This is a genomic window from Micrococcus lylae (assembly GCF_900163825.1).
In the GTDB taxonomy this organism is placed as follows: domain Bacteria; phylum Actinomycetota; class Actinomycetes; order Actinomycetales; family Micrococcaceae; genus Micrococcus; species Micrococcus lylae.
On record NZ_FUKP01000014.1, the window covers coordinates 35,206 to 48,489 of the forward strand.

Annotated in this window: 10 protein-coding genes; all 10 read left to right on the top strand. The window is 73.5% G+C overall.

The features are described from left to right. Window positions 1-2 precede the first annotated feature (2 nt). On the top strand, window positions 3-872 hold the full coding sequence (locus FM125_RS02120; protein ID WP_281251960.1) for a thiazole synthase: 870 nt from the start codon (window positions 3-5) through the stop codon (window positions 870-872). Then, the gene (locus FM125_RS02125) at window positions 869-2,200 is read left to right on the top strand and encodes a HesA/MoeB/ThiF family protein (RefSeq protein ID WP_245829727.1); all 1,332 of its coding nucleotides are present in this window, start codon (window positions 869-871) and stop codon (window positions 2,198-2,200) included. Before FM125_RS02120 ends, FM125_RS02125 begins: the two co-directional genes overlap by 4 nt. After that, window positions 2,197-3,867, top strand: coding sequence for an arginine--tRNA ligase (argS, locus tag FM125_RS02130; protein WP_087133509.1), 1,671 nt, complete (start codon window positions 2,197-2,199; stop codon window positions 3,865-3,867). Before FM125_RS02125 ends, argS begins: the two co-directional genes overlap by 4 nt. A gap of 11 nt (window positions 3,868-3,878) precedes the next feature. Then, window positions 3,879-5,402: a diaminopimelate decarboxylase gene (lysA, locus tag FM125_RS02135; protein WP_083315370.1), complete on the top strand. Its 1,524-nt coding sequence runs from the start codon at window positions 3,879-3,881 to the stop codon at window positions 5,400-5,402. Window positions 5,403-5,479: 77 nt separating this feature from the next. Next, the gene (locus tag FM125_RS02140; RefSeq protein ID WP_070639811.1) at window positions 5,480-6,802 is read left to right on the top strand and encodes a homoserine dehydrogenase; all 1,323 of its coding nucleotides are present in this window, start codon (window positions 5,480-5,482) and stop codon (window positions 6,800-6,802) included. Between the two features lie 7 nt (window positions 6,803-6,809). Next, on the top strand, window positions 6,810-7,922 hold the full coding sequence (thrC, locus tag FM125_RS02145) for a threonine synthase (protein WP_087133510.1): 1,113 nt from the start codon (window positions 6,810-6,812) through the stop codon (window positions 7,920-7,922). Further along, window positions 7,922-8,875: a homoserine kinase gene (gene thrB, locus FM125_RS02150; RefSeq protein ID WP_087133511.1), complete on the top strand. Its 954-nt coding sequence runs from the start codon at window positions 7,922-7,924 to the stop codon at window positions 8,873-8,875. The genes thrC and thrB overlap by 1 nt, the downstream gene beginning before the upstream one ends. A gap of 249 nt (window positions 8,876-9,124) precedes the next feature. Next, on the top strand, window positions 9,125-11,116 hold the full coding sequence (gene rho, locus FM125_RS02155; protein WP_070639804.1) for a transcription termination factor Rho: 1,992 nt from the start codon (window positions 9,125-9,127) through the stop codon (window positions 11,114-11,116). 131 nt (window positions 11,117-11,247) lie between these two features. Continuing rightward, complete coding sequence (gene prfA, locus FM125_RS02160; protein ID WP_087133552.1) at window positions 11,248-12,342, top strand: peptide chain release factor 1; 1,095 nt, start codon at window positions 11,248-11,250, stop codon at window positions 12,340-12,342. Beyond that, a complete protein-coding gene (locus FM125_RS02165) occupies window positions 12,339-13,268 on the top strand; it encodes a N5-glutamine methyltransferase family protein (protein WP_087133512.1) in 930 nt (309 codons plus the stop codon). The genes prfA and FM125_RS02165 overlap by 4 nt, the downstream gene beginning before the upstream one ends. Window positions 13,269-13,284 lie beyond the last annotated feature (16 nt).

A 13,284-nucleotide genomic window follows, 5' to 3' on the forward strand; every position in this document is an offset into this window, starting at 1 on the left:
GCGTGGACACCGCTGCGGATACCGCCGTGCCGGACGGGAGCGGGTGCAACACCGCCGTGCCGCCCCTGCGGATCGGCGGGTACGAGCTCGCCTCCCGCCTGATCATGGGCACCGGCGGCATCACGGACCTCGCCGCTCTGGAACGTGCGCTGGTGGCCTCCGGCACCACGCTCACCACGGTCGCCCTGCGCCGCTGGGCCACGGACACCCGCGCCTCCATGGTCCAGCTGCTGGACCGCCTCGGCATCGACGTGCTGCCTAACACCGCCGGCTGCCACACCGCCCGGGACGCCGTGCTCACCGCCCGGCTGGGCCGGGAAGCCCTGGAGACGGACCTGGTGAAGGTGGAGGTCATCGCGGACGAGCACACCCTGCTGCCGGACGTGGTGGAGACCCTCGAGGCCACCGAGCGGCTGGCCGCAGACGGCTTCACCGTGCTCGCCTACACCTCGGACGACCCCGTCACCGCCCTGCGCCTGGAGCAGGCCGGTGCCGCCGCCGTCATGCCCCTGGGGTCGCCCATCGGCTCCGGGCTGGGCATCCTCAACCGGCACCACCTGGAGCTGATCGTCGCCCGGGCCGGTGTGCCCGTGGTGCTCGACGCCGGCGTCGGCACCGCCTCGGACGTCACCCTGGCCATGGAGGCCGGGTGCGACGCCGTCCTGGCCGCCTCCGCCATCACCCGCGCCGCCGACCCGGCCCGCATGGCCTCCGCCTGCCGGCTCGCTGTGGCCTCCGGGTGGCACGCCGCCCGGGCCGGGCGGATTCCGCGCCGTGAGCACGCCCGGGCCTCCTCGCCGCGGGTGGGCCGGATCGACCCGACGCCGGACGCCGCCGGGGAAGGGGACGCGCACGGAGGGCAGGGGCGGTGAGCCGGACCCCGCAGCATTTCTCCCGGCCCCTCCGGGGCCCGCAGGGCCTGGAGGACCTGGACGACACCCAGCTGGAGCGCTTCTCCCGGCAGCTCACCCTGGACGGCTTCGGTCCCGAGGCACAGCTGGCGCTGCTGCGCTCCCGGGTGCTCGTGGTCGGTGCCGGCGGGCTCGGCTCGCCCGTGCTGGCCTATCTTGCCGCCGCCGGGGTGGGGGAGATCCATGTGGTGGACGACGACGTGGTGGACCGCTCCAACCTGCACCGCCAGGTGATCCACGGCGAGTCCACCCTGGGGGAGCCCAAGACCTCCTCGGCAGCGGCGCGGATGCGGGAGCTGCACCCGCAGTGCCGGGTGGTCGAGCACCCGGTGCGACTCACGGCGGCCAACGCCCTGGAGCTGATCACCGGCATGGACCTGGTGGTGGACGGTGCGGACACCTACGGCACCCGCTACCTGGTGGCCGACGCTTGCGAGATCGCCGGCGTGCCCGTGGTGTGGGGAGCGATTCTGCGCTTCGCCGGGCAGCTGTCCCTCTTCGCCCCGGGCCGTACGCGCTACCGGGACGTCTTCCCGGAGGAGCCCGAGCCGGGCCAGGTGCCCACCTGCGCCGCCGCCGGCGTGATCGGCGTACTGCCGGGCATCGTCGGCTCCCTCATGGCGGCCGAGGCGATCAAGCACCTCTCCGGCGTGGGGGAGACGCTCACCGACCGCCTGCTCACCGTGGACGCGCTCACCCTGCGCTTCACCACCCTGGCCCTCGCCCCGGATCCGGCGCGCCCACCCGTCACGGACCTGAGCGAGCATGAGGCGCACTGCGCTCCGAGATGCGCCGCCGTCGTCGAGGATCAGGGACGGCAGGACGGCACAGCCCCTGCTCGTGCCGACGGCGCCGATGCCGCTGCGCGGGGACGAGCCACGGGCGAACTGGCCCCCGCGGCGCTCGCCGCCCTGTTCGCGGACCCTCAGGCCCGCGCGGGTCTGATGCTGGTGGACGTCCGGGAGGGGTGGGAGCGACGGGTGGACCGGATCGAGCCGCCCGAAGGCGTTGCCGACCGTCACCTGCCGCTGGACGAGCTGCTGGCCGACCCGCAGCGGCTCCGACCCGACGGCGCGCGGACCGTGGTGCTCTGGTGCGCTTCCGGCGCCCGGTCCGCCCGCAGTCTCGCAGCGCTCGCCGATGCCCGCCCAGAGCTCGCGGACACCCTGCACACGCTCGGCGGGGGACTGGCTGCGTGGCGGGGCGAGGGCCGCCGGGAGCCCACCGGCCAGACCCCCGCGCCACAGGACGACGCGCAGGACGTCCCGCCCCTAGACTTGGCCCCGTGAAGCCTGAAGAACTCGCCTCCCTGATCCATGCCCAGCTGCTGGCCGCCGTCGAGGACGGCGCTCTGCCGGAGACCCTCCGTGAGGAGCTCTCGGACGATCGCGTCCGCGTCGAGCGTCCCCGCAGCCGCGAGCACGGAGACTGGGCCACCAACGTGGCCATGCAGTTCGCCAAGAAGGCCGGCATGAACCCGCGCGAGTTCGCCGCCGTCCTCGCCGAGCGCGTGGGCGCCCAGGAAGGCGTGGCGAAGGTCGACGTGGCCGGCCCCGGCTTCCTCAACATCACCCTGGACGCCGCGGCCGCCGGGCAGCTGGCCCGCCAGATCGTGGAGGCCGGCGAGGCCTACGGCCGCAACGATTCCCTGGCCGGCCACGTGGTGAACATGGAGTTCGTCTCCGCCAACCCCACCGGCCCGCTGCACATCGGCCACACCCGCTGGGCCGCCCTGGGCGACGCCATCACCCGCCTGCTGCGCGCCTCCGGAGCCGACGTCACCGCCGAGTACTACGTCAACGACGCCGGCAACCAGATGAACGTCTTCGCCGACTCCGTGCTCGCCCGCCTGCACGGGCGCGAGGTCCCCGAGGGCGGCTACCCCGGCCAGTACGTGCAGGACCTCGCCGACCAGGTGGCCAAGGACCACCCGGACGTCCTGGACCTCACGGACGAGGCCGCCCGCCCGGTGGTCCGCGAGGCCGCCTACGAGCTGCAGATGCAGGACATCAAGGACACGCTCACCGCCTTCGACGTGCACTTCGACGTGTTCACCTCCGAACGCCGCCTCCACGACACCGGCGCCATCGGCCAGGCCGTCGAGCGCCTGCGGGAGCAGGGCCACGTGGAGGAGCGCGAGGGTGCCGTGTGGCTGAAGACCACCGCCTTCGGCGACGACAAGGACCGCGTCCTCATCCGGGCCAACGGCGAACCCACCTACTTCGCCGCCGACGCCGCCTACTACCTGGACAAGCGCGACCGCGGATTCACCGAGAAGGTGTACCTGCTCGGTGCGGACCACCACGGCTACGTCGGCCGCCTCAAGGCCATCGCGGCCGCTGCCGGCGACGACCCGGCGCAGAACATCGAGATCCTCATCGGCCAGCTGATCTCCGTCAACGGCGCCAAGCTGTCCAAGCGCGCCGGCAACATCATCGAGCTCAAGGACCTCGTCGAGTGGCTCGGCCGCGACGCCCTGCGCTACGACCTGGCCCGCTACCCGGCCGACTCGCCGATCACGATCGACCCGGAGCTGCTGCGCTCGGCCACCAACGACAACCCGGTCTTCTACGTGCAGTACGCCCACGCTCGCGCCTGCAACGCCGCCGAGACCGCCGCCGCCCACGACGTGGACCGCTCCGCGTTCGACGCCTCCCTGCTGACGCACCCGCCCGAGGGCGAGCTGCTCGCCCAGCTGGCCGAGTTCCCGTCCGTGGTGGGCATGGCCGCCCGCCTGCGCGAGCCGCACCGCATCGCCCGCCACCTCGAGGTCGTCGCCGGCGCCTACCACTCCTGGTACGCCGCCTGCCGCATCGTCCCCGCCCCGGAACAGGACGGCACCCGCGGCGCAGTGCAGGACGTCAACCGCACCCGCCTCTGGCTCAACGACGCCACCGCCCAGGTCCTGCGCAACGGCCTGGACCTGCTCGGCGTCTCCGCTCCCGCAAAAATGTGAGGAGGCCCGCAATGAGCGAGCCCGACAAGACCACCGGACCGGCCGTCGTCGCAGGGGAGTCCGCGCAGCCCCCGGCCGCGGGCGCCTCCCCGCTGGCCCCGGACTGGCTGCCCGCCCCGGGCGACGCCAACGCGCTGACGGACCGACTGTGGGCCGCCGGCGTGGCGCGCGACGGCGCCGGGCAGCTCACCGTGCAGGGGATCCCCGCCGCCGAGCTCGCGGAGACCTTCGGCACCCCGCTGCTCGTGGTGGACGAGGACGACTTCCGCGCCCGTGCCCGCGCCTTCAAGTCCGGCTTCGACGCCGCCTTCGCCGACCTCTGCGGGGGAGCGGACGTCTACTTCGCAGGCAAGTCCTTCCTCACCCTCTCCACGGCTCGGTGGGCAGCCGAGGAGGGCCTGCGCGTGGACACCGCCTCCGGCGGCGAGCTCGCCATCGCCCTGCGCGCCGGTGTGGACCCGGCGCACATCGGGCTGCACGGAAACAACAAGTCGGACGCCGAGATGCTGGACGCGCTCACCCAGGGCGTCGGCCGGATCATCGTGGACTCCGTGGACGAGCTGCGCCACCTGGCCGAGCTCGCCGCGCAGCACGGTCTGACGGCTCCGGTGATGCTGCGTCTGACCCCCGGCGTGCACGCGCACACCCACGAGTTCATCGCCACCGCGCACGAGGACCAGAAATTCGGCCTCTCCCTGGCCCCGGCCACGGGGGACGACGACGGCAACGTCACCGGGCGCTCGCCGGCCGCCGTGGCCGTGGAGGCGGCCCTGGCCGCGGAGTCCGTGGAGTTGATCGGCGTGCACTGCCACATCGGCTCCCAGATCTTCGAGGCCGACGGCTTCGCCCTCGCCGCCCAGCGCGTGCTCGCCTTCCTCGCCGAGGTGCGCGATGCCCACGGCGTCGAGCTGGCCGAGCTGGACCTCGGCGGCGGCCACGGCATCGCCTACACCGCCGTGGACACTCCGAGGCCGCCGGCGCAGATCGCCGCGGCGCTGGCCGAGGCCGTCCGCGCCGCCACCGCCGAGCACGGTCTGGCCTGCCCGCGGATCTCCATCGAGCCCGGCCGCGCCATCGCCGGCCCCGCCGGCCTGACCCTGTACACCGTCGGGGTCACCAAGACCGTGGACGTGGACGCCCCGGACGGCACCACCGCCGCCCGCCGCTACGTGGCCGTGGACGGCGGCATGTCGGACAACCCCCGTCCCGTGCTCTACGACGCGGACTACACGGCCGTCTGCGCGAACCGCGCGCCGCAGGCCACCCCCGTGCTGTCTCGCGTGGTGGGCAAGCACTGCGAGTCCGGGGACATCGTGGTGAAGGACGTGTACCTTCCGTCAGACGTGGCCCGCGGCGACCTGCTCGCCGTCCCGGCCACCGGCGCCTACACCCACGTGATGGGCTCCAACTACAACGCGCTGCCCCGCCCGGCCGTCGTGGCCGTCACCGGGGGAGCGGCCCGCACGATCATCCGCCGGGAGACGGTCGCGGACCTGCTGGATCGCGAGGTCGACCCGCAGGACCCCGCCCGCTGAGGACGGCGGACGGCACACACCGCACCGACGGCCGCCCCGTGCCGCGCACAGTCGAAGCAACGCCCACCAGGAGGACCATGACGCAGCCGCAGACCACCACCCAGGCCATCACCGTCGCCCTGCTCGGCGGCGGCACCGTGGGATCCCAGGTGGCCCGCATCCTCACCGAGGACGCGGACATGCTCGCCGCCAAGGCCGGTGCTCCGCTGCGCCTGGCCGGCGTGGCCGTGCGCTCGACGGACCGGAGACGTGACTACCAGCTGCCGAAGGACGTGTACACAACGGAGGCCGAGCCGCTGATCGACGGCGCGGACATCGTGGTCGAGCTGATGGGCGGCATCGAACCGGCGCGCACCCTGATCGAGCAGGCGCTGCGGGACGGCAAGGCCGTGGTCACCGGCAACAAGGCGCTGCTGGCCCGGCACGGCGAGGAGCTCTCGGCCATCGCCGCCGAGCACGGCGCCCAGCTGGCCTTCGAGGCCGCCGTGGCCGGCGCCATCCCCATCCTGCGCCCGCTGCGCGACTCGCTCTCCGGGGACCGGGTCACCCGCATCATGGGCATCGCCAACGGCACCACGAACTTCATCCTGGACCGCATGGACAGCGCCGGCGCGGACTTCGCCGACGCGCTGGCCGAGGCCCAGGAGCTGGGCTACGCCGAGGCCGACCCCACCGCAGACGTGGAGGGCCACGACGCCGCCGCGAAGGTCGCCATCCTGGCCACCCTCGCCTTCGGCACGGACTACTCCATCGACGAGGTCTCCTGCGAGGGCATCACGCAGATCACCGCCGCCGACTCCGCCGCGGCCGCGGACGCCGGCTACGTCATCAAGCTGCTCGGCATCGCCGAGCGCCGCACCGGACAGGACGGGACCGAGGGCGCCGTGCTGCGCGTGCACCCCACCATGGTCCCGCGTGAGCATCCGCTCGCCGCCGTCCGCGGCGCCTACAACGCCGTGTACGTGGAAGCGGAGAACGCCGGTGAGCTCATGTTCTACGGCCCGGGCGCCGGCGGAGCCCCCACCGCCTCCGCGGTGATGGGCGACGTGGTCTCGGTGGCCGAGCGCCTCGTGCGCGGCGGCCCGGCCCGCGTGCGCACCTCGATCGCCTCGCTGCCGGCGCTGGACGCCGAGGAGGCCCACACCTCCGTGATGGTGGTCCTCACCGTCGCCGATGCCCCCGGCGTGCTGCGCCGCGTGGCCGGCGTCTTCGAGGGCCACGGCGTCTCCATCGAGGCGATGCGCCAGAACTCCGCCACCGCCGAGGGCGAGAGCGAGGTCCAGCTGCGCATCATCACCCACCACGCCCGCCAGCGGGACCTCGACGCCACCGTCGAGGAGCTGCGCGACCTGGACGTCGTCCGCGGCGTCGTCTCCGTCGTCCGAGTCGAAGGAAAGTGAACACCTGATGGCACATCAGTGGAAGGGCGTCGTCCGCGAGTACGCCGACCGCCTGCCGGTCACCGAGCACACCCGCGTCATCACCCTGGGCGAGGGCGGCACCCCGCTGATCCAGGCTCCGCACCTGTCCGAGCTCGTGGCCGGCGACGTGTACGTGAAGTTCGAGGGCATGAACCCCACCGGCTCCTTCAAGGACCGCGGCATGACCGTGGCCATCACGGCCGCCGTGGCCGAGGGGGCCGAGGCTGTGGTCTGTGCCTCCACCGGCAACACCTCCGCCTCTGCCGCCGCCTACGCGGCACAGGCCGGCATCACCTGCGCGGTGCTGGTGCCGGAGGGCAAGATCTCCATGGGCAAGATGTCCCAGGCCGTGGCCCACGGCGCCCAGATCCTGCAGGTCCAGGGCAACTTCGACAACTGCCTCGAGGTGGCCCGCAAGCTCTCCGAGAACTACCCGGTGTTCCTTGTGAACTCGGTGAACCCGGCGCGCATCGAGGGCCAGAAGACCGGCGCGTTCGAGGTGGTCGACGCCCTCGGCGACGCCCCGGACTACCACCTGCTGCCGGTCGGCAATGCCGGCAACATCACCGCGTACTGGAAGGGCTACCAGGAGTACGCCCGACCGTACGTGAACCCGCACCCGGGCACCTCGGACGAGGAGCTTCCGGCCGTGGCCACCACGACGCCGACGATGTGGGGCTTCCAGGCCGCCGGCGCGGCCCCGATCGTGGCAGGCCACCCGATCCTCGAGCCGGACACGATCGCCACGGCCATCCGCATCGGCAACCCCGCCTCCTGGGACCAGGCCACCGCCGCCCGCGACGCCTCCGGCGGCCTCATCGACTCCGTGACGGACGAAGAGATCCTTCAGGCGCACCGCTGGCTCTCCTCCAAGGAGGGCGTGTTCGTGGAGCCGGCCTCCGCCGCCGGCGTGGCAGGGCTGCTCAAGCACCATGCCGCCGGCGACGTGCCCGAGGGCAAGACCTGGGTCATCACCGTCACCGGGCACGGCCTGAAGGACCCGCAGTGGGCCCTCAAGGCAGCCGACGGATCTGACGTCACCCCCGAGTCCGTGGACGTCGACGTGGTCACCGTGGCCAAGGCGCTGGGGCTGTCCTGATGCCGACGCTGCGTGCGCTCCCGGCCGGCCGGTCCGTGCGCGTGGCCGTGCCGGCCACCTCCGCGAACCTCGGCCCGGGCTTCGACACCCTCGGCCTCGCCCTGGAGCTGCGGGACGAGGTGACGTTCACCGTGGTGGACGGCCCCTCGTCCGCCCGCGTCACCGGGGAGGGGGAGGGGGCCCTGCCCGACGACGGCACGCATCTGATCGTCCGCCTCGCCCTGGAGCATCTGGCCATCAGGGGCGCCACGGCGCCCGGTCTCGCCCTGCAGGCCCGCAACGTGATCCCACACTCGCGCGGCCTGGGGTCGTCCGCGGCCGCCGTGGTGGCGGCCCTGGCCGGTGCCGAGGCGCTGCTCGAGCCGAGGGGCCGGCTGGATCCGGCCGGCCTGCTGGACGCGTGTGCGCACCGCGAAGGCCACCCGGACAACGTGGCGCCCGCCCTGGCCGGAGGCGCCACCGCCTCCTGGGTCGACGACGCCGACGGCGGCTTCCGCACCGCCAGGCTGCGACTGCACCCGGACCTGGTGCCGGTGGTGGCGGTGCCGGACGCCCGACTGGCCACCCACACCGCCCGCGGACTGCTGCCGGAGACCGTGCCGCACGCCGTGGCCGCCGCCCAGGCCGGCCGCGCCGCGCTGTTGACGCACGCCCTCGCCGAGGACCCGTCCCTGCTGCTGCCGGCCACCAAGGACTGGCTGCACCAGGACTTCCGTGCCTCTGCGATGCCGGAGAGCGCCCGGCTGGTCCAGGTGCTGCGCCGCGCCGGCCACGCGGCCGTGGTCTCCGGTGCCGGCCCGACCGTGCTGGTGCTCGCCGCCGGCGCGACGGCCGCCGAAGAAGCGGCCGGGCTGTTGCAGGCCGAGGCGGAGTCGACCGCGGCGCGCTGGACCGTGACGGTGAGTGCCGTGGCGTCCGAGGGTGTTAGGGTGGAGACACTCCAACACGGCTGACGGGAGCCGATCCAGGCTTCTGCTGCGGTGGCGGACCCGTCTTCCACACGTCCCGTTCTGGGACATCGGCAAGGACCGGTTCGCAGGCATCGCCGCGACGGCGACGACCACCTCCCCACCCGTGGCGGAGAACCCCCTCTTTTTCACCCGGCCCTCAGGGCTGCCGCAGCGCAGCACGGCCGGAAACCATCGACGAGCCGTGCCCGCAGTGAGCGCGCCACGGCCGAAACCGAGTCAGAAGGACCCTTCGTGACCGAATCCATGGAACAGACCGCCCCCTCCGCGAACGCCGGCGGCGGACTGGCCTCTCTCAAGCTCGCCCAGCTCCAGGCCCTGGCCTCCCAGCTCGGCATCACCGGCAGCCGCCGCATGCGCAAGTCGGACCTGGTGGCCGCGATCGCCGACCACCAGCGCGGCGGTGCCGTGGCCGACCGCGAGGCCGCGGAGAAGCGTGCGGCCGAGAAGAAGGCCGCCGAGCAGAAGAAGGCCGCCGAGAAGACGGAGAAGGACGAGACCGCGCAGGGCGAACAGCGCTCCGAGCGCCCGGCCCGCCGCTCCCGCCGCGTCGACTCGGACGGCTCCGCGCCGGCCGAGCAGCGCGGGGACCGCAAGGACGAGCAGAGCCGGGACGAGCAGAGCCAGGGCGAGCAGGACAGCCGCGACCGTGGCCGCCGGAAGCAGGGTCAGGACGAGACCCGTGGCGAGGGCCAGGACAAGGCCTCCGGCGGCGACCGCGAGGACCGCGGCGACCGCTCTGAGGACGAGAAGAAGTCCGGCAGCCACGAGCGCGAGAACGGCCGCAGGGACAAGGGCGGCCGCAGCAGCGACGAGGACGACCGCGACAACGGCGGCCGCAACGACAACGGCGGCCGGAACCGGAAGCGCGGCGACCGCGACGAGGACGACCGCGACAACGGCGGCCGCAATGACAAGGGCGGCCGGAATCGGAACCGCGGCGACCGCGACGACGACGAGCGCGGTTCGCGTCGCTCCCGCCGCAACCGCAACCGCAACGACCGCAACCGGAACCGCCGCGGCCGCGGCGGCCCCGAGGTGGACGACACCGAGCTGACCGAGGACGACGTCCTGCAGCCGGTGGCCGGCATCCTCGACGTGCTGGACAACTACGCCTTCGTCCGCACCTCCGGCTACCTGCCCGGCCAGAACGACGTCTACGTCTCCCTGCAGATGGTCAAGAAGTACGGCCTGCGCAAGGGTGACGCCGTGGTCGGCGCCATCCGTGCCCCGCGTGAGGGCGAGAAGCGCAACAGCGGCGGCGGCAACCGTCAGAAGTTCAACGCCCTGGTGAAGCTGTCCACCGTGAACGGCGCCCCGGCCGAGGAGGATCCGACCCGCGTCGAGTTCTCCAAGCTGGTCCCGCTGTACCCGCAGGAGCGCCTGCGCCTGGAGACCGACCACAAGCTGGTCGGCCCCCGCGTGATCGACCTGGTCAGCCCGATCGGCAAGGGTCAGCGCGGCCTCATCGTCTCCCCGCCGAAGGCCGGCAAGACGATGATCCTGCAGTCGATCGCCAACGCGATCACCACGAACAACCCCGAGGTCCACCTCATGATGGTGCTCGTCGACGAGCGCCCGGAGGAGGTCACGGACATGCAGCGTTCGGTGAAGGGCGAGGTCATCGCCTCGACCTTCGACCGGCCGGCGGACGACCACACCACCGTGGCCGAGCTGGCGATCGAGCGTGCCAAGCGCCTCGTGGAGCTGGGCCGAGACGTGGTGGTCCTGCTCGACTCCATGACCCGCCTGGGCCGCGCCTACAACCTGGCCGCCCCGGCCTCGGGCCGCATCCTCTCCGGCGGTGTGGACTCCTCGGCGCTGTACCCGCCGAAGAAGTTCTTCGGCGCCGCCCGCAACATCGAGAACGGCGGCTCCCTGACCATCCTCGCCACCGCCCTGGTGGAGACCGGCTCCCGCATGGACGAGGTCATCTTCGAGGAGTTCAAGGGCACCGGCAACATGGAACTGCGCCTGTCCCGCCAGCTCGCTGAGCGCCGCATCTTCCCGGCGGTGGACGTCAACGCGTCCGGCACCCGCCGCGAGGAGGCCCTTCTCTCCCCGGAGGAGGTCAAGATCATGTGGAAGCTGCGCCGCGTGCTCTCCGGTCTGGAGACCCAGCAGGCGCTGGAGCTGCTCACCAACAAGATCAAGGACACCGCGTCCAACGCCGAGTTCCTCATGCTGGTCTCCAAGACCACCCTGGGCTCGAAGGGCGACGACTAGTCCCCACCGCCACGCCGGCCCCGGCGGGAGCACCTGCTTCCGCCGGGGCCGGCGTCGTCGTGTCCGCCCCTGTCCTGTCCGACTCTGTCCTGTTCGCCGCTGTCCCGTCCCCACTCCGAAAGGCCACCGCCGTGTTCGACTCCGTCACCGAGCTGCTCGCCGAGCACCGCGAGCTCACCGAGCGCCTGGCCGACCCGGCCGTGCACGCAGATGCCGCCCTGGCTCGACGCCTGGGGCGGCGGTACGCGGAGCTGGGGGCCGTCGTCGCGGCCCACACCGCGTGGGAGCAGGCGGAGGAGGACCTGGCCGACGCCGCCGAGCTGGCCGCCGAACCGGGGGAGGACGGCGAGGCCTTCGCCGCCGAGCTGCCCGGGCTCACCGCACGCCGGGACGAGGCCGCCGAGCGCCTGCGCCGCGTGCTCATCCCGCGCGACCCGGACGACTCCCGAGACGTGATCATGGAGGTCAAGGCCGGCGAAGGCGGCGAGGAGGCCGCGCTGTTCGCCGGGGACCTGGTGCGGATGTACCTGCGCTACGCCGAGTCCCGCGGCTGGTCCTGCCAGGTGCTCTCCGCCACGGAATCGGACCTCGGTGGGTACAAGGACGCGCAGATCGCCGTGCGCGGCACGGGGTCCGGCCCGTCCGAGGGCGTGTTCGCGGCCCTGAAGTTCGAAGGCGGTGTGCACCGGGTGCAGCGCGTGCCCGTCACCGAGTCCGCCGGGCGCATCCACACCTCGGCCGCCGGCGTGCTGGTGCTGCCGGAGGCGGAGGAGGCCGAAGAGGTCCGGATCGACCCGCACGAGTTGAAGGTGGACGTCTTCCGTTCCTCGGGCCCGGGCGGGCAGTCCGTGAACACGACCGACTCGGCTGTGCGCCTGACCCACCTGCCGACGGGCATCGTGGTGTCCATGCAGAATGAGAAGTCGCAGCTGCAGAACCGCGAGGCCGCCCTGCGCGTGCTGCGCTCCCGCCTGCTGGACCTGCAGCGCCAGGAGCGCGAGGCCGCGGACGCCGCCGCACGCCACGGTCAGGTCCGCACCCTGGACCGCTCCGAGCGCGTGCGGACCTACAACTTCCCGGAGAACCGGATCGCGGACCACCGCTCCGGTTACAAGGCCTACAACCTGGACGCCGTGCTGGACGGCGACCTCGGCCCCGTCATCGCCTCCCTGCAGGCCCAGGACGAGCAGCGCCGCCTCGACGCCCTCGGTGGGGGAGCGGCATGACCGGCAGCGGCCTGTCCGCGGGAGGTGCCGGGCCCGCCTCCGGCGGTGCCCTCCCGCAGCCGGCGACGACGGACTGGCACCTGCTCGTGCGCGGTGCGCTCCAGCGTCTGTCCGGCTCCGGGGTGGACAGCCCGCGGGCCGACGCCGAGCAGCTCGCCGCCCACGTGATGGGTCTTCAGACCGGTGCCGCCCTGGCCCGCATCCTCGCCGGCGCCCAGGCGTCGGCGGACGAGGCCGCGCGCTACGGCGAGCTCGTCGCCCGGCGCGCCCAGCGCGTGCCACTGCAGCACCTCACGGGCGAGGCCTCCTTCCACGGCGTGTGCCTGCAGGTGGGCCCCGGGGTCTTCCTGCCGCGCCCGGAGACCGAGCTGCTCGTCGAGCACACCCTGGCCGCCGTGGCGGGGATCGACCGCCCCGTGCTCGTGGACCTGTGCACCGGCTCCGGCGCCGTCGCCGCCGCCCTCGCCCACGCCCGCGCCGAGACCGGGCGGCCCGCCGACGTGCACGCCGTGGAGCTGGACCCGACCGCCCACCGCTGGGCGGCCCGGAACCTGGAGCCGCTCGGCGTCCACCTGGTGCTCGGCGATGCCGCCGCGGCGCTGTCCGAGCTGGACGGCACGGCGGACGCGGTGACCGTGAACCCGCCGTACGTGCCCGACGGGCGGCTGCCGGCCCAGCCGGAGGCTCGCCTCGATCCGGCGATCGCCCTCTACGGCGGCGATGCGGCCGGCACCCGCATCCCCCTGACGATGGCCACGGCGGCCGCCCGGCTGCTCCGGACCGGGGGAGTGCTGACCATGGAGCACGACGAGACCCACGGGCCCGAGCTGGTCTCGGCCGTGAGGGCACAGGGGGCCTGGGCCGACGTCGTCGGGCACCAGGACCTGACCGGACGCCCCCGCTGGCTGCACGCCGTGCGCGCCTGACCGACAGAGAGGACGA

Bases quoted from the DNA above. Each gene is read 5' to 3' on its own strand.
- lysA (WP_083315370.1), top strand. From the start codon at position 3,879: ATGAGCGAGCCCGACAAGACCACCGGACCGGCCGTCGTCGCAGGGGAG.
- FM125_RS02140 (WP_070639811.1), top strand. From the start codon at position 5,480: ATGACGCAGCCGCAGACCACCACCCAGGCCATCACCGTCGCCCTGCTC.
- thrC (WP_087133510.1), top strand. From the start codon at position 6,810: ATGGCACATCAGTGGAAGGGCGTCGTCCGCGAGTACGCCGACCGCCTG.
- thrB (WP_087133511.1), top strand. From the start codon at position 7,922: ATGCCGACGCTGCGTGCGCTCCCGGCCGGCCGGTCCGTGCGCGTGGCC.
- FM125_RS02165 (WP_087133512.1), top strand. From the start codon at position 12,339: ATGACCGGCAGCGGCCTGTCCGCGGGAGGTGCCGGGCCCGCCTCCGGC.